The organism is Oricola nitratireducens (assembly GCF_014904745.1).
Classification (GTDB): Bacteria; Pseudomonadota; Alphaproteobacteria; order Rhizobiales; family Rhizobiaceae; genus Oricola; species Oricola nitratireducens.
The window spans coordinates 20,638-36,551 of the sequence record NZ_JACZCS010000022.1; the positions used below are offsets into that span (position 1 = coordinate 20,638).

19 protein-coding genes are annotated in these 15,914 nt (G+C 63.4%); 6 read left to right on the top strand and 13 right to left on the bottom strand.

The genetic code is table 11. From position 1 onward, the window contains the following. Positions 1-42: 42 nt before the first annotated feature. From ychF to IG169_RS11715, 3 genes are read right to left on the bottom strand one after another with little or no spacing between them, the layout of a single operon-like run. On the bottom strand, positions 43-1,146 hold the full coding sequence (gene ychF / locus IG169_RS11705; RefSeq protein ID WP_193176394.1) for a redox-regulated ATPase YchF: 1,104 nt from the start codon (positions 1,144-1,146) through the stop codon (positions 43-45). Between the two features lie 4 nt (positions 1,147-1,150). Continuing rightward, positions 1,151-1,876 carry an aminoacyl-tRNA hydrolase gene (gene pth / locus IG169_RS11710; protein WP_193176395.1) on the bottom strand — a complete coding sequence of 242 codons (726 nt, stop codon included), beginning with the start codon at positions 1,874-1,876 and terminating at the stop codon, positions 1,151-1,153. Positions 1,877-1,912: 36 nt separating this feature from the next. Next, positions 1,913-2,575: a 50S ribosomal protein L25/general stress protein Ctc gene (locus tag IG169_RS11715; protein WP_193176396.1), complete on the bottom strand. Its 663-nt coding sequence runs from the start codon at positions 2,573-2,575 to the stop codon at positions 1,913-1,915. A gap of 263 nt (positions 2,576-2,838) precedes the next feature. Here IG169_RS11715 and IG169_RS11720 point away from each other — a divergent pair, with 263 nt between their 5' ends. Further along, positions 2,839-3,534, top strand: a complete 696-nt coding sequence (locus tag IG169_RS11720) for an SDR family NAD(P)-dependent oxidoreductase (RefSeq protein ID WP_193176397.1) — start codon at positions 2,839-2,841, stop codon at positions 3,532-3,534. A gap of 63 nt (positions 3,535-3,597) precedes the next feature. On the opposite strand, the gene IG169_RS11725 is transcribed toward IG169_RS11720, so the two are convergent. From IG169_RS11725 to lgt, 6 genes are all read right to left on the bottom strand, one after another. After that, the gene (locus IG169_RS11725; protein ID WP_193176398.1) at positions 3,598-4,536 is read right to left on the bottom strand and encodes a ribose-phosphate pyrophosphokinase; all 939 of its coding nucleotides are present in this window, start codon (positions 4,534-4,536) and stop codon (positions 3,598-3,600) included. 114 nt (positions 4,537-4,650) lie between these two features. Next, entirely contained in the window at positions 4,651-5,232 is a 582-nt protein-coding gene (locus IG169_RS11730; RefSeq protein ID WP_193176399.1) for a hypothetical protein, read from the bottom strand. Positions 5,233-5,289: 57 nt separating this feature from the next. After that, positions 5,290-6,441 carry a M24 family metallopeptidase gene (locus tag IG169_RS11735; RefSeq protein ID WP_193176400.1) on the bottom strand — a complete coding sequence of 384 codons (1,152 nt, stop codon included), beginning with the start codon at positions 6,439-6,441 and terminating at the stop codon, positions 5,290-5,292. Positions 6,442-6,476: 35 nt separating this feature from the next. Beyond that, complete coding sequence (gene pgeF / locus IG169_RS11740; protein WP_193176401.1) at positions 6,477-7,271, bottom strand: peptidoglycan editing factor PgeF; 795 nt, start codon at positions 7,269-7,271, stop codon at positions 6,477-6,479. 73 nt (positions 7,272-7,344) lie between these two features. Next, positions 7,345-8,433 carry a class I SAM-dependent methyltransferase gene (locus IG169_RS11745; protein ID WP_193176402.1) on the bottom strand — a complete coding sequence of 363 codons (1,089 nt, stop codon included), beginning with the start codon at positions 8,431-8,433 and terminating at the stop codon, positions 7,345-7,347. Further along, a complete protein-coding gene (gene lgt / locus IG169_RS11750; RefSeq protein WP_246717333.1) occupies positions 8,430-9,284 on the bottom strand; it encodes a prolipoprotein diacylglyceryl transferase in 855 nt (284 codons plus the stop codon). The genes IG169_RS11745 and lgt overlap by 4 nt, the downstream gene beginning before the upstream one ends. Before the next feature lie 106 nt (positions 9,285-9,390). Between lgt and IG169_RS11755 the strand changes: the two genes are divergently transcribed. From IG169_RS11755 to IG169_RS11765, 3 genes are all read left to right on the top strand, one after another. Next, positions 9,391-9,654, top strand: a complete 264-nt coding sequence (locus IG169_RS11755; RefSeq protein ID WP_193176404.1) for an accessory factor UbiK family protein — start codon at positions 9,391-9,393, stop codon at positions 9,652-9,654. Positions 9,655-9,984: 330 nt separating this feature from the next. Beyond that, positions 9,985-10,485 carry a type III secretion system chaperone family protein gene (locus IG169_RS11760; RefSeq protein WP_193176405.1) on the top strand — a complete coding sequence of 167 codons (501 nt, stop codon included), beginning with the start codon at positions 9,985-9,987 and terminating at the stop codon, positions 10,483-10,485. Between the two features lie 10 nt (positions 10,486-10,495). After that, a complete protein-coding gene (locus tag IG169_RS11765) occupies positions 10,496-10,858 on the top strand; it encodes a tRNA-binding protein (protein ID WP_193176406.1) in 363 nt (120 codons plus the stop codon). 107 nt (positions 10,859-10,965) lie between these two features. Here IG169_RS11765 and IG169_RS11770 read toward each other — a convergent pair whose 3' ends face one another. The 3 genes from IG169_RS11770 to IG169_RS11780 all read right to left on the bottom strand — a co-directional run bounded on the left by IG169_RS11770 (position 10,966) and on the right by IG169_RS11780 (position 13,654). Next, complete coding sequence (locus IG169_RS11770) at positions 10,966-12,261, bottom strand: ATP-binding protein (RefSeq protein WP_246717334.1); 1,296 nt, start codon at positions 12,259-12,261, stop codon at positions 10,966-10,968. 179 nt (positions 12,262-12,440) lie between these two features. After that, a complete protein-coding gene (locus tag IG169_RS11775) occupies positions 12,441-13,151 on the bottom strand; it encodes a response regulator (RefSeq protein WP_193176408.1) in 711 nt (236 codons plus the stop codon). After that, complete coding sequence (locus IG169_RS11780) at positions 13,151-13,654, bottom strand: MarR family winged helix-turn-helix transcriptional regulator (protein WP_193176409.1); 504 nt, start codon at positions 13,652-13,654, stop codon at positions 13,151-13,153. Before IG169_RS11780 ends, IG169_RS11775 begins: the two co-directional genes overlap by 1 nt. Positions 13,655-13,889: 235 nt before the next feature. Here IG169_RS11780 and IG169_RS11785 point away from each other — a divergent pair, with 235 nt between their 5' ends. After that, a complete protein-coding gene (locus tag IG169_RS11785; RefSeq protein WP_193176410.1) occupies positions 13,890-14,783 on the top strand; it encodes a branched-chain amino acid aminotransferase in 894 nt (297 codons plus the stop codon). Positions 14,784-14,921: 138 nt separating this feature from the next. Next, positions 14,922-15,566, top strand: a complete 645-nt coding sequence (locus IG169_RS11790) for an MBL fold metallo-hydrolase (RefSeq protein WP_281435913.1) — start codon at positions 14,922-14,924, stop codon at positions 15,564-15,566. Positions 15,567-15,623: 57 nt separating this feature from the next. Here the strand turns inward: IG169_RS11790 and IG169_RS11795 are convergent. Continuing rightward, on the bottom strand, positions 15,624-15,914 hold a 291-nt coding region (locus IG169_RS11795), incomplete at its 5' end, for a BA14K family protein (protein ID WP_193176411.1).

Genomic DNA, 15,914 nt, shown 5'->3' on the forward strand with positions numbered 1-15,914 from the left:
ACCGTTGCGTGACGACGCCAGTGGCTCGGCGCGCGAAGCGGCTCAGACGTTGAACTTGAACAGCATCACGTCGCCGTCCTGGACAACATATTCCTTGCCTTCGTCGCGGGCCTTGCCGGCTTCCTTCGCTGCGGTCTCGCCGCCGAGCGTGACAAAGTCGTCATAGGCGATGGTCTGGGCGCGGATGAAGCCCTTTTCGAAATCGGTATGGATTTCTCCCGCCGCTTGCGGCGCCTTCGAGCCCTTGCGCACCGTCCAGGCGCGGGTTTCCTTCGGGCCGGCGGTGAAGAAGGTCAGCAGGTTCAAGAGGGCGTAGCCCTCGCGGATGAGGCGGTCGAGACCGGGCTCTGCGAGGCCCATCGCCTCCATGTATTCGCGCGCTTCCTCGTCATCGAGCTGCGCGATTTCCGCCTCGATCGCCGCCGAAATGACGACGGTGCGCGCGCCTTGTTCCGCGGCCATTTTCTCCACGGCCCTGGAATGCTCGTTGCCTGCCGCCGCGTCTTCCTCGGCGACGTTGCAGACATAGAGCACCGGCTTGGAGGTCAGCAGATTGAGGCTCTTCAGGATGGCGAGGTCCTCGGCGGCGATGCCGTCGAGCATCAGGCGGACAGGTTTCGACTCCAGCAGAAGGGCGAGAGCCTGCTCCATCACGGGAAGGATGGTCTGGGCCTCCTTGTCCTTGCCGGTGGCGCGCTTGCGGATCTGGACGATGCGGCGCTCCAGGCTATCCAGGTCGGCGAGCATGAGTTCGGTTTCGACCGTGTCGGCGTCCGAGACCGGATCGATCCGGCCCTCGACATGGGTGATGTCGTCATCCTCGAAACAGCGCAGCACATGCACGATGGCGTCGACCTCGCGGATATTGGCGAGGAACTGGTTGCCGAGGCCTTCGCCCTTCGATGCGCCGCGCACGAGGCCGGCGATATCGACGAAGTTGATGCGGGTCGGAATGATTTCCTTGGATCCCGCGGCCTTGGCGATTCCGGCGAGCCGCGGATCCGGAACCGCGACCTCGCCGGTGTTCGGCTCGATGGTGCAGAAGGGATAGTTGGCCGCCTGGGCGGCCGCCGTCTTGGTCAGCGCATTGAAGAGCGTCGACTTGCCGACATTTGGCAGGCCGACAATGCCGCATTTGAAACCCATAAGGTCAGTCCTTTTTTCCGAATATCTTTTTCAGCATGTCCGCCATCGGGCCGGTTGGCTGGACCTGCGGTCCGGCCTGGCGCGCCTGGCGGACATGGCTTTGTTTCTTGGCCGCGGCGTTGTTTGTCGCCGGCTTTTTCTTCTGTGCCGCCATGGCCGTGTCTCCCATTGCGAGGGCGATCTTGTTCATGAAGCCGGACTCGTCGCCGTCGACCAGCATGGCCGCATGATCGGCGATCGTGTCGAGCAGCGGGTCCAGCCAGTCGCGATCGGCCTTGGCGAAATCGCCGAGAACGTGGGATTGGACCCGTTCCTTGGCGCCGGGATGGCCGATGCCGAGGCGTACGCGGCGGTAGTCCTTGCCGCAATGGGCATCGATGGATTTGATGCCGTTGTGGCCGCCGGAACCGCCGCCGGTCTTGATGCGCACCTTTCCGGGGGCGAGATCGAGCTCGTCGTAGAAGACGATCAGGGAAGACGGATCCAGCTTGTAGAACCGCAGGGCTTCGCCGATGGCCTGACCGGAGAGGTTCATGAAGGTCTGCGGCTTGATTATCAGGACCTTTTCGCCGCCGAGGCGTCCCTCGCTGATGTCAGCGGAAAACTTCTTTTGCCAGGGCCCGAATGAATCATGGCGGCGGACGATCGCGTCCGCCGCCATGAAACCGATATTGTGTCTGTTGGCGGCGTATTTCGCTCCGGGATTGCCAAGGCCTGCGATGACAAGCATGGATCAACCGTCTCCAAATACGCCGGGAGGCGGGTGTTATTCCTCCCCGCCTTCCTCTTTCTCTTCACCGATGACTTCGACTTCAGCCGGTGCTGCCTCTGCCTCGGCTTCTTCCTCTTCTTCGCTCTTCAGGCCGGCAGGTGCGGCGATCGTGGCGATGGTGAAGTCGCGGTCGGTAATCGTCGGATGGACGTTATCCGGCAGTGCGATGGAAGAAATCTTGATGGCGTCTCCGAGGCCGAGGCCTTCGAGATCGGCCGTGAAGAATTCGGGAATGTCGCCGGCCGGGCAGGTGACTTCGACGTCGTGACGAACGATGTTCAGGACGCCGCCCTTCTTGAGGCCGGGGCATGTCTCTTCATTCGCGAAGTGAACCGGAATGTTCACGGTCACTTCGGTCTTGGCCGAAACGCGCAGGAAATCGACGTGCATGACGAAGTCCTTGACCGGATCGAGGTCATAGGATTTCGGCAGGACGCGGTGCTTCTTGCCGTCGAGTTCGATCTCCGCAACGGTGGTCATGAAACCGCCGGCGTGGATCTTCAACGTCACGTCCTTGGACGGAAGCGTGATGGAGAGTGGGGGCTGGTTGTCACCATAGATGACAGCCGGAATATTGCCGTTGCGCCGAATAGCCCGGGCGGACCCCTTACCGACCCGTTCGCGCGCCTCGGCCGTGAGCACGTAAGCTTCGCTCATGGCGTTTCCTTTCGAGGACGTAATATGGAGTGTTTGTCTGTTTCCAGAAAAACCAAAGCCGGTCGCCCGGCCTTGCCCGCGCTGCCTCCAAGGGTGTCTGCACGGGTGCGCGTGCCTATAGCGCAACACGCCGGGACGCGCAACCGCCGATCATGCGGCCGGCAAAGGGCGCGGCATCCGCCGGGAGACGGAAAATCGCATATTGACCTGCGCGCTTCGGGTTCTAGCGTTCCGGATCCGGCGATCCCGTCTCAGGAGCACTCATGAACACATCGATCTTTCTGGTAACCGGCGCAAACCGCGGGCTCGGGCGCGAAACGGCTAAACAGCTGGCGGAAAAGGGCCACCGGGTGCTTCTCGGCATTCGCGACGCCGCGCGCGGGGCGGACACGGAGACAGCGTTCCGCGATGCAGGGTTCGACGCGCATTTCGTTCATCTCGATACCGGCGACGGGGCGAGCGTCGAGACGGCGGCCGGCGACATCACCAGCCGCTTCGGCGCGCTGGACGGGCTGATCAACAATGCCGCCGTCCACTACGACACGTGGGAGCGGGTCGCCGAGCCCGATTTCGCGATTGCGGAGGAGGCGCATGCCATCAACACGCTCGGGCCGTGGCGGCTGAGCGTGGCCTTGTTGCCGCTGCTGCGCAAATCGCCGGCGGGGCGGATCGTCAACGTATCGAGCGAATCGGGGCAACTGTCGTCGATGACCGGCGAGACGCCGGCCTATTGTCTTTCCAAGCTGGCGCTGAACGGGTTGACCCTGATGCTCGCCAACGAGTTGAAGCGCGACCGGATCCTGGTCAACGCGGTCTGCCCGGGCTGGGTCGCGACCGACATGGGTGGCGGCGGGCGGCCGATCCCCGAAGGCGCGCGCGGCATCGTCTGGGCCGCGACATTGCCGAAGGATGGCCCGACGGGCGGATTCTTCCGGGACGGCAAGCCGATCGAATGGTGAGCCGGGCGGCGAGGTGATCCTGTTGCAGTCGGCGGGGATATGTCGCCGCGAGCCGTGCCTTGATCAGTCGAACAGGCTCGAAACGGACTGTTCGTGCGAGGTGCGGGCGATGGCCTCGCCGATCAGGTCGGTGACCGACAGCACGCGGATATTCGGTGCGGATTCGACACCGGCCGTCGGCTGGATGGAATCCGTGATGACGAGTTCCGTCAGCTTGGAATCCATGATCCTGTTGACGGCGCCGCCGGATAGCACGCCATGGGTGATGTAGGCGGTGACGCTTTTGGCGCCCTTGTCGAGCAAGGCCTCGGCGGCGTTGCACAGCGTGCCGCCGGAATCGATGATGTCGTCGATCAGGAAACAGGCTTTGTCCTTGATATCGCCGATCACGTTCATCACCTCGGATTCGCCGGGGCGGTCGCGGCGCTTGTCGACGATGGCGAGCAACGCGTCGTCAAGGCGCTTGGCCAGCGAGCGGGCGCGCACCACGCCGCCGACATCGGGCGAGACGACGATCACGCTGGACAGGTTCTTGTGCTTTGCGCGGATGTCGCGCGCCATGACCGGAACGGCGTAGAGATTGTCGGTCGGGATGTCGAAGAACCCCTGGATCTGGCCGGCATGAAGGTCGAGCGTCAGGACGCGGTCCGCGCCGGCGCGGGTGATCAGGTTGGCGACCAGCTTGGCCGATATCGGCGTGCGGCCGGACATGCGGCGGTCCTGGCGGGCATAGCCGAAATAGGGCAGGACGGCGGTGATGCGGCGCGCCGACGACCGGCGGAACGCATCGATCATGATGAGCAGTTCCATCAGGTGATCGTTGGCCGGATAGGACGTGGATTGCAGGATGAAAACATCCTCGCCGCGCACATTCTCCTGGATCTCGACGAAGATCTCCTCGTCGGCGAAGCGGCGGACACTGGCCCGCCCGACGCTCACTCCCAGATATTTGGCAACGGATTCGGCGAGTTGGCGGTTGGAGTTGCCAGCAAAAAGTTTCATTGCGCCCTACCGGTGCGGATTTTGGAGAACTTGGCGCGGGTTTTACAGCCATCGCCCCCTAATGCAAGGCGTGAGATTGTTTTCGCACCGCAAAACTTTCGGACAATCACCATCTTAGGCGCCGCTCTTGAGCCAGGCGGCGTAGGCGGCGATCACCTTGTCGGCTATCGCCTCCATCGTTGCCGGCGTTACCGAGGCCCATGGATCGGGTGTGACGCCGGGAACCGTTTCCTGGCCCTGAATGCGATGAACGCGCTGTCCGCTCGGCGTGATGACGTCCCAGACATGGATCACCGTCGTCGATCCGTTCTCGGAAAACGCGGAGAAATAGCCCTTGATCTCGTGTGTGTAACCGGCTGCGTTCCCGGCTGCGTCTTGCGAGACGAGCCTGACGCCCTGCGCGCTGCCGGCGGCGACCAGGCGTTTCGAAAGGGCCTCCACCTTGTCGACCGGGGCGCCGACGATCGGCGCGAAATGAACGCGGGCGATTTCCGGCACGGCGGTTGTCGAGGATGGCGCCGTAACGGCGCCGGGCGGGGTCGCTTCCGACGGTATGCTCGGGAATTGCGCCGACGCGGCCGCCTGATCCTGGTCCTGGCCGGATTCCAGATCGAGCACCTTTTCCGAACCGGTGCATGCGGTGACGAGGATGAGAAGGCAGGCCATGGCGGCGAGCCGAGCGAGAAATCCCGTCATGCACCCACTTCCTGTTATTCTTGTTCGTGCCGAGGCAAAGTGCAGTAACCCTTTATCCTAACCCACGATCAAATCAAGGTTATGCCTCGACAGGCACTGCGGCGCCTCGTCCGTGGTGAGGTAGGTCTGGCCGAGCGTCATCGCCGTTCCGGTTTCGGAATCGGCGATGATCATGTGGGCGAACAGGGTCATGTTCGGTTCGATCGGGACCGGGTTGCCGGCATAGAACATCGGCCTGTCCATCCAGCACGGGGCGAAATGGGCGCCAAGCGAATAACCGCAGGCGTTGAGCCGGTGGCGGGTCAGGTCGGCATCGGCCATGGCCTGCGCATGGGCGTCGAAGACGTCGCCGAAGGTGTGGCCGGGTTTCATCACCTCCTCGCAGGCGATCAGCGCCGTTTTCGCGGCGTCGTACAGTTCGAGGTGACGGCCGGTCGGCTTGCCGGTCACCACCGTGCGCATCATGGCCGCATGGTAGCGCCGGTAGGCGCCGGCCCATTCGAGCGTCATCTGGTCGTTCGCTTCGAGCTTGCGGCGCCCCGACTTGTAGCGGCAAAGCAGGGCGTCCTCGCCGGACCCGATGATGAATTCGTTGCCGGCATAGTCGCCGCCGCCCTCGAAAATCGCGCACTGCATGGCGGCAAGGATGGCGCTTTCATCGGTGCCGGCCCTGATCAGCGGGATGGCTGCGTCGAACGCGTCGTCGGCAAGGGCCGCAGCCTTTTTCGTGTATTCGATCTCCGCCGCGGACTTGACCGCCCTGAGGCCGGGGATGAGCCTGGAGGAGTCTTCGAGCGTGGCGAAGGTGTTGAGCGCCTCGTCCACCCGGCGGCCATTGAACGCGGTCAGGCCCTGCGTGTCATATTCGACGCCGATGCGCTTGCCGAGCAGGTCGCGGTCGGAGAGAAGCTGCTTCAGTTCGCGGGCAGGATTCGCATTGGCGCGATCTTCCCAGACGACGATGGTCTCGACATTCGACGTGTGGCGGGCCTGGCGCAGGTCGGCGGAACGCGTCAAAAGCGCGATATCGCCGCTCGCCTCGACGATCATGCACTGGAAGAAGCAGAAGCCGAACGTGTCGTAGCCGGTCAGCCAGTACATGCTCTCCTGCGCGAAGAGCAGCATGGCGTCCAGCTTCTCGTCCTTCATCCGGGCAAGAAGGCGTTCCTTTCGGGCGTCGTATTCCTGGGCGTCAAAATGCAGGGCCATGGCGGTTCTCCTCGTCCAAGGGGAAGGAAATCAAGTCAGTCACTCAACACAATTGCGGAAATCTGGCGTCCGTAGTCCGGTTCGCGCCGGTGCGTCGTTCGCCGGTAGGAGAAGAAGCGCTCTTCGTCGTCGTAGGTGCAATGCCCCGTATGCGCGCCGTCGACACCGGCCGCCGAAAGCCGCGCCAGAATATAGGCCGGCAGATCGAACAGGAAATGGCCTTCGCGATCCGAGGGTTTGAAGTAGCTGCCGTTTGCGGGATCGGCGCTGACGAAGCGCGCTTCGAATTCCGGGCCAACCTCGTAGTTCGCTCCCCCGATCGATGGTCCGAGCACGGCGCGGATCGCATCGCGGCGCGCGCCGGCGTCAACCATGGCGTCGACCGTGTTCTCGATGACGCCGGAAAAGGCGCCTTTCCAGCCGGCATGCGCGGCGGCGACGACGCCACCCTCCTCGTCGGCAAACAGGATCGGCCCGCAATCGGCCGTCAGCACGCCGACGATCACGCCGGGCGTTGCCGTCACGACGGCATCGGCCTTCGGGCGAACGGTCTCTTCCAGCGGTTTGCCGATGGTGAGGACATCGGGCGAATGGACCTGGTGCGGCGTCGACAGGATGGCGTCCGGCCGGCCGAGCCATGCGGCGACGCGATCGCGGTTTTCACGGATCCGGCGCGGATCGTCATCCGAGCCGAGGCCGACATTGAGGCCTGCATAGATGCCGGAGGACACACCGCCCTCGCGGGTGAAAAAACCGTGCCGGACATTGGGGATGCCGGAGAGAATATCGGATTGGATCGGGCGCAGGGTATCCCGTGTGTCGGTGGTCATATGGAATGCATGCTCCGCTGGCATCGCACCCTGTTGCAGCGTCCCGACCATGTCAACACGGCGAAATTGGCCATCACGCGAACGGCGGCAGCGCAAGCGGCCGGCCCGTGAGGCACAGGACCTTGAACAATTCGCCCATCCGGCCTTCGCCGTTTCCGGCCAGGCGTTCCGCGGCTTCGCGGATCGCGTCCTGCGTCAATTCGTCCTTGCCGCCGCCAAGCGCTCCGGCGCGTTCAGCAAGCCCGAGCGCCAGCAGGAACGCTCCCTGGGTCATCGGTTTCATGGCCGTGGCGCCGGCTGCCGACGCCGCCTTCGCGAGCGCCTCGAAATCGACATGGCTCGTCAGGTCGGCGGCGCCCGGTTCCTCGAAGACGGATACGAACCGGTGACTGCGCATTGCCTGCAAGGTGTCCGCGAAGCCCGATTGCAGGTGCCCGTAATCGATCAGCAGCGCCGCGCCGCCGTCCTGCGCCAGGCGCAGACCCAGTTCCGAGGCGATGGCCTCGCGGGCAGGCGCATATTCGAAAATAGCGCCCTCGGTCTGTTCGGAAGCGCCCTGCGGCAGGATCGAAAGGTCGCCAAGCGGCGGGCCGGGCAGGAAACGCAACGCGCCTTCCGGATCGATGCCGACGCGGCGTTCGCACCAGCCCCGGGCCGTTTTCTCGATCTGGCGGACCGGCACGGCGTCGAACAACTCGTTTGCGACGAACAGGAGCGGCAGGGCGGGAAGGGCAGCGATATCGTCGCACCAGGTGCATTGCGATGCCGCGCCGGCGAGCGTCGCGCGCTGGATGTCGCGCAGTCTCGCGCTGGTCTCGACGAGATGGAGGCGCGCCGCGGCGAGGAAAGCCGGATCGAGCCGCGCGGTGCGCAGGATGTCGCGCATCAGCGTGCCGCGTCCCGGGCCCATTTCCGCCAAGACGAAGGGATCGGGCCGGCCAAGCGCGCGCCACGCATGGACGAGCCACGCGCCGACGATCTCGCCGAACATCTGGCTGATCTCGGGAGCGGTGATGAAATCGCCCCGCGTGCCGAAGGGGTTACGCGTCGTGTAGTAGCCGTGTACCGGATCGAACAGGCACAGCGCCATGTAGTCGGAGACGGGCAGCGGTCCCGCCGCCTCGATCAGGCGCCGGATCTTCGCTTCGAGGGTCGCGCTCATTCGCTGACCGGCGCGGTATCGGCAGGCGCCGGTCTTGCCGTCAGGAACAGGACGACGCCGAGAAGGATCATCGGCAGCGACAGGACCATGCCCATGGTCAGCCAGCCGCCGAAGAGATAGCCGAGCTGCGGATCGGGCTCGCGCACGAATTCAACCAGCGTGCGCGCGATGCCGTAGCCGGCGATGAAGACGCCGGTGACGAAGCGCGGCGAGCGCAGTTTCAGGAAGCGGTGGGTGCATAGCCTGAGCACGAGGAAAAGAACGATGCCCTCGAGCGCGGCCTCGTAGATCTGGCTCGGGTGGCGCGGCAAAGGGCCGCCATTGGGAAAGACGACGGCCCAGGGGACGTCGGTTGGCCGGCCCCAGAGTTCGGAATTGATGAAGTTCGCGATCCTGCCGAAGAAGAGACCGATCGGCACCACCGCCGAGACGATGTCGATGAGGCTCCAGACCGGAAGCTTGCGCCGCCAGGCAAAGGCGAACATCGCGATCGTGGTCCCGATCAACCCGCCGTGAAAGGACATGCCGCCGCGCCAGGTGGCGAAAATCGCCGCCGGATCCTGCATGTAAAGCGGAAGGTCGTAGAACAGGACGTAACCGAGGCGTCCGCCGACGACGATGCCGATCGTCGCCCACAGAAGAAAGTCGTCGAGCTCGGCGACGGTGACCGGCGCCGGGCGGCCCCAGAGGCGTTCGGTGCGCACGATGCGGCGTGCATAGAGCCAGCCGAGAACGATGCCGACGATATAGGCCAGCGAATACCAGCGGATGGCGACCGGCCCGAGCTGGAAAATGACCGGATCGATGTTCGGAAAGGCGATGGCCAGTTCGGGAAGGCTGAATGGAAACATGATCATCCTGCGTGCATCGTAAACCGGTTGCGCCGGTTCGGTGGGCGCCGTCTTGCATTGCGCCGGACGCGGCAATACCTATGTCTTGAACACAGGAGCAGCCGCCATGACAACTGGGCCCAACAAGTTTCTCGACGATTTTGCCCGCCTGATGACCGATATGGCGGGAACGGCGCAGAGCATGCGCGGCGAGGTCGAGACGGCTTTCCGGCATCAGGCGGAAAAATTCCTGTCCGGCATGGACCTCGTCCAGCGCGAGGAGTTCGACGCCGTGCGCGAAATGGCGGTCAAGGCGCGCGAGGAAAACGACGCGCTGGCGAAGCGCATCGACGAGCTGGAAGCGAAACTGGCTGAAAAAACGTCGAAATAAGCCCTCGGGCAGCCATCAAGAAAAATTCACAACGATTTTTTTCGTTACTCGAAACGCTCAAAAAATCGAGGTTTCAGAGTCGCTTACTGAATCGCCGATTCGGCGAGCGCCGCCTATCCACATCTGATTTGGGGGCGGGGGGCTTCCCCGCGACTCTCGGATCAATAGACTGAAATTATTGAGTGATTCGTACCAGCGAATGAAAGTACAGCGCAGCCGCCTCAGTCCGTTGCAGCACTCGTTCGCCTTCATCGTAACCGTGTCCGTGTGTTTGAACCCGGTTTTGAAAGCGCTGCCCCCCAGGGGCTGAAAAACGGAATAGGAATGGCAATGAGCCTGATTGAGCTGGATTATTACCGTGCCGCACATCCTGTCGATGTGATCGAGCAGGTTGCTCACATCAATGACTGGAACTTCGAACGTACCGGCGACGACGAGATCGCCGTCGCGGTCGAGGGGCACTGGACCAACTACCATATCTCTTACGCATGGATGGAGGATTTCGAGTCGCTCCATTTCGCCTGCGGTTTCGACGTCAAGGTTCACGACAGCCGCTATGCCGAGCTGATGCGCCTGCTGTCGATGATCAACGAGCAGTTGCTGATGGGCCATTTCGACCTGTGGGAGCAGGAAGGCGCGGTGATGTTCCGCCATTCGCTGCTGCTCGCCGGCGGCGCGGAGCCGACGGAAGCCCAGGTCGAGGTGATGCTGTCGAGCGCGATCGAGACCTGCGAATCCTACTACCAGGCCTTCCAGTTCGTGCTGTGGTCGGGCGTCACCGCGAAGGAAGCGCTCGAAAGCACCATGTTCGAGACCATGGGCGAAGCCTAGGGAGACAGTCATGGCATCGGATCCGGAGGCGCTTGCGCCTCAGATATCCTTTGACGACTACCTGCGGATCGACATCCGCACGGGCACCATCGTGGAGGCGGAGCCTTTTCCGGAAGCGCGCAAGCCCGCCATCAAGATGGTCATCGATTTCGGGCCCGAAATCGGCCTGAAGAAATCCTCGGCGCAGATTACCGTCCATTACACGCCGGAGGAGCTCGTCGGCCGGCAGGTGATGGCGGTGGTGAACTTTCCGCCGCGCCAGATCGGGCCGATCCGCTCCGAGGTACTGACGCTCGGTTTCGCCGACGAGAACGGCGCGATCGTTCTGGCCGCGGTCGACAAGCCGGTGCCGAACGGCCGGCGGCTGCTTTAGAGACGTTCATCGTTTCACGGAATCGATGAACGTCTCCAACCGTTTGTTTTCCCGCAATTCCGGACGGAAAACCGGTTTCCACTTTTCCTGGAATTGCTTGCCTTCCATCAGACCGGCAGGCGCATTTCCGCGCGCAGGCCGCCGATCGGGCTGTCGTCCAGCACGATGTCGCCGCCGTGGCTGCGGGCGATGTCGCGCGCGATCGACAGGCCGAGGCCGGTTCCGGTTTCGTTGAGATTGCGGGCTTCGTCGAGACGGTAGAAGGGGCGGAAAACGTCTTCGCGCAGTTCCTCGGGAATGCCTGGGCCGTCGTCGTCGACGGTCAGGGTCAGCCAGCCCTTGGCGTTGCGGGCGACGATTTCCACCCGGTTCGCGTGGCGGAACGCGTTCGAGGTGAGGTTGGTGACGAGCCGGCGGAAGGCGCCGGGCCGCACGACGATGTCGGGGCGCCCGATCAGGCTTGTCTTCACCTTCTTGCCCGCAAGACGGCCGTCTATGCGGATCTGTTCGAGAATCGCATTCAGGTCCAGCTCTCCGGTTTCCTCCTTCGCGTCGCCGCGCGCAAACGACAGGTAGCCCTCGAGCATGGACTGCATGTCGCCGACATCCTTTTCGAGCGCGTCGGTGAGATCCTTGTCCCTGGACAGCGCCAACTGCAGCTTGAAGCGGGTGAGAATGGTGCGCAAGTCGTGGCTGACGCCGCTCAACATGGTGGTGCGCTGTTCGATCTGCTTTTCGATGCGCTCGCGCATCTGGATGAAGGCGAGACCGGCGCGGCGGACCTCGATGGCGCCGCGGGGCCGGAAGTCCGGCGGCAGCGCTCGGCCCTTGCCGAAGCTCTCGGCAGCCTCGGCGAGTTTCTGGATCGGACGGATCTGGTTGCGCAGGAAGAGGATGGCGATGAACAGCAGGACAAGCGAGGTGCCGACCATCCACAACAGGAAGATGTGGGTGTTGGAGGCGTAGGCCTGGCTGCGCCGGGCGAGAACGCGCAGCACCTTGCCGTCGAGCTGGATGCGGATCTCGACGAGGTTGGAATTGCCGACGGTGTCGATCCAGAACGGCCGGCCGATCTGCTTGGTGATCTCTTCCGAGAGGATGCGGTCGAGGATCGAGAAGAACGGCTTCGGCGCCGGGGCGGGCAGGGGGTCGGGCGGCAGGATGGCGACGTTGAGCGCCAGCCGGTCACGCGCGATGCGGATGACCTGCTCGTATTCGGCATTGTGCGGATAGGTTTCGATCATGTCGATGATCGCGGCGATGTCGCGGGTGACGGCGGTCGAGAGGCGTTGCGTGACCGTCTGCCAGTGCCGTTCCATGAAGACGAAAGCGATGACCGACTGCAGCAGGACCATCGGCGCGATGATGATGATCAGCGAGCGGGCATAGAGGCCGCGCGGCATCGACTGCGTGAAACGCCCGAAGAAACGCCGCAGCGCCAGGTTGCTGGTGCGCAGAAAAGTGCGCACGCGACGCCAGAGCGTGCGCTTGCGCGGTCGTTTAACCCGGTTTTCGCCGAGACCTGCCGTGGCCATTCTGCCTGTCTGCCGCCCGCATTGGGGCGTCGATTTGCGCCCGTTCGCTATTCAATCGACAAACGGTAGCCTATTCCCCGCACCGTTTGAAGATAACGCGGGTTCGCCGGATCGGATTCGATCTTGCGGCGCAGGCGGTTGATCTGAACGTCGATCGTGCGTTCGCCGATTCCGGCGCTTTCCGCGAACATCTCGTGGCGCGGGATGGTGTCGCCGGCATTTTCCGCGAAGCGCACCATGATCTCCTGCTCGCGGTCGGTCAGGTGAATCAGTTCGCCGTTGCGCTTGAGTTCGCGCCGGGCAATCACGAATGTGAAGGGGCCGAAAACGATCTGCTCGATCTTCGGCTGGCTCGGGCCGGCGCCGCGCTTGACGATGTTGCTGACGCGCAGAAGCAGTTCGCGCGGATCGAAAGGCTTGGGCAGGTAATCGTCGGCGCCTGCCTCCAGGCCCTCGATGCGGTGTTCGGTTTCGGAGCGCGCGGTCAGCATCAGGATCGGCACCTGCCGGTCTTCGCCGCGCAGGCTGCGCGCCAGCGATACGCCGTTTTCGCCGGGCATCATGACATCGAGGACAAGAAGATCGAATTCCAGCCCGTCGATCTTGCGCCGCGCTTCCTCGGCGGTCGACGCGCTGTTTACGCGGAACCCGTTCTTGCACAGATATTCGGTCAGAAGCGTGCGGATGCGGGTGTCGTCGTCGACGATCAGGATGTGGGGCGCGTCGTCGGCAATCGTGGTGTCGGTCGTTTCGTTCATCAATCCTCGCTTGGGCGCGGTTCCGCAGCGCCATCGCGGCCGCCAGCGTTCAGCACGGAAATCTGATGCTTCGCGTTGTCGGTCACCATGGCGAAAAGAAACCTTGCGATATCCTCCTCCGCGCAGCCCGATTGCTCCAATGCCGCCACTATGCGGCGAGACTGTGGCTCGCGCAGGCTGCGTATCAGCGTCCGCCCGGTGCCGGTGAGGTAGAGTTCGCGCTGGCGGCGGTCGACCGGACCCGGCCGCTGTTCGACATATCCGCCGTCGACCAGCTGTTTCAGGACGCGCGCCAGGCTTTGCTTGGTGATCTTCAGTAGATCGAGGAGTTCGGCCACCGTAAGCCCCGGCTTGCGGTCGACGAAGTGCAAAACACGGTGATGGGCGCGCCCGAAACCGATCTCGCCGAGGATCGTGTCCGGGTCGGAGATGAAGTCGCGATAGGCGAAAAACAGAAGCTCGATCAACCCGGAGGCGGGAAGGGTCTCGGTTTTGGTGGTCATCGGCGCGGTGCGTTCGTCTCTCTATTCGGGGTCGGGGACATGGATTTTATGTCAGTTATGTTGACATAATTTGCCGCATTGGGTAATTTCTTTCAAGGGTAAGGCACGTGCCACGCAGCATTCGAAAAGATCCGCGATCCGGAAATTCGTGGTTGTTGCGCCGCAAAGGCCGCATAATGTCCCTCACATAATACAACGACAAAGAAAAGATCACGGCGGAAGAACGGAGTTTCCCATGGCTGGAGTCCCATTTGATCAGCTAGACGGCCATATCTGGATGAACGGCGAATTCGTGCCGTGGAAGGACGCCAAGATTCACGTCCTGACGCACGGCCTGCATTATGCAAGCGCGGTGTTCGAGGGCGAGCGCGCCTATGGCGGCGAAATTTTCAAGCTGACCGAACATACCGAACGGCTGCATGAATCGGGCCGCATCCTCGGTTTCGAGATTCCCTATTCGGTGAAGGAGATCGACAACGCCTGCATCGAGCTTCTGCGCATGCAGGGCTTCTCGGACGCCTATGTGCGCCCGATCGCCTGGCGCGGCTCGGAAATGATGGGCGTTTCGGCGCAGAAAAACCGCATCAATGTCGCGGTCGCGATCTGGCAATGGCCGAGCTATTTCGACCCGGAACAGAAGATGAAGGGCATTCGCCTGGATATTTCCGAATGGCGCCGGCCCGATCCGCGCACCGCGCCGTCGAAATCCAAGGCAGCGGGCCTCTACATGATCTGCACGCTCTCCAAGCATGCCGCGGAAGCCAAGGGCTATGCCGACGCGCTGATGCTCGACTGGCGCGGCCGGGTTGCAGAGGCGACGGGCGCGAACGTGTTCTTCGTCAAGGACGGCGTCATCCACACGCCGGACCCGGACTGCTTCCTGGACGGCATCACCCGGCGCACGGTGATCGGTCTTGCCAAGGCGCGCGGTTACGAGGTCGTGGAGCGCGTGATCATGCCGGAAGAGATGGAAGGCTTCGAACAGTGCTTCCTGACCGGCACGGCCGCCGAGGTGACGCCGGTCTCCGAGATCGGGCCGTATCGTTTCGAGGTGGGCGAGATCACGCGGACGCTGGTGAACGACTATTCGGCGGCGGTGCAGCCGGTTCACGCGGCAGCGGCCGAATAGGCTGCTGATTCCGGCAATCACCGATACCTGATCCACAAAGGCGGTCTGCTGCGGGCCGCCTTGTTCTATCGCCCTTGCGGGGACGGTGGATTAGCTGGCAGGAAGCTGCCACAAACCACAGCACTCAAGGGGAGCCCCATGGCCGCGACGCTGAACGCGCTGATCATCCCGGTGACGGCATTCCAGCAGAATTGCACCGTCCTGTACGACGCCGAGACGAAGCACGGCGTCGTGGTCGATCCCGGCGGCGATGTCGCGCATATCCGCGAGGCGCTGGACAAGAACGGCATCACGGTCGACGCGATCTGGCTGACGCATGGCCATATCGACCATGCGGGCGGCGCGATGGAGCTGAAGGACGCGCTCGGCGTCGAGATCATCGGGCCGCACAAGGACGACAAGATGCTGCTCGACAAGCTCGAGGACCAGGCGCGGATGTTCGGCGTCGAGGCGGATGTGCGCAACGTGACGCCGGACCGGTGGCTGGAGGATGGCGACACGGTTTCGTTTTCGGGGCACGAATTCGAGGTGCTGCATTGCCCGGGCCATGCGCCGGGCCATGTCGTGTTCTACAACCGGGCGGCGGGCTTCGCCCATGTCGGCGACGTCCTGTTCCGCGGATCGATTGGCCGGACCGATCTTCCGGGCGGCGACCATGCCGCGCTGATCGCGTCGATCAAGACCAAATTGTTTCCGCTCGGAGACGAGACTGGCTTCATCTGCGGGCACGGGCCGGGCGGACGGTTCGGCGAGGAACGGCGAACCAACCCCTTCCTGACCTGAAACGGCAAAGGCCCGGACGGCGATGCGTCCGGGCCTTTTCGGTTCATCGGCGCAAAATCATCTCGGCACGCAGAAATGGTCGCGCCCGTCATAGCCGCGGAAGGTGCCGGTTTGCCCGTTGAACGAGCGGTAGCGGCGGTCGCACCAGTCGTACCATTCCGGTGTCCAGGGCTCGAGCGTGCTCTCATAGGTGATGACGTTCGGGCCCGAACGCGCCGGTGCCGGCGGATAGCGGTCCGGCTCGATCTGGTAGGTGCGCGGCGCGGGAGGGCGGTTCGCCTGCGAGAGAGCGCCGGCGAGGATCGCCACGCCGGCAAGCCCGATGATCGCCGCCGCGGCGGCGTGGCC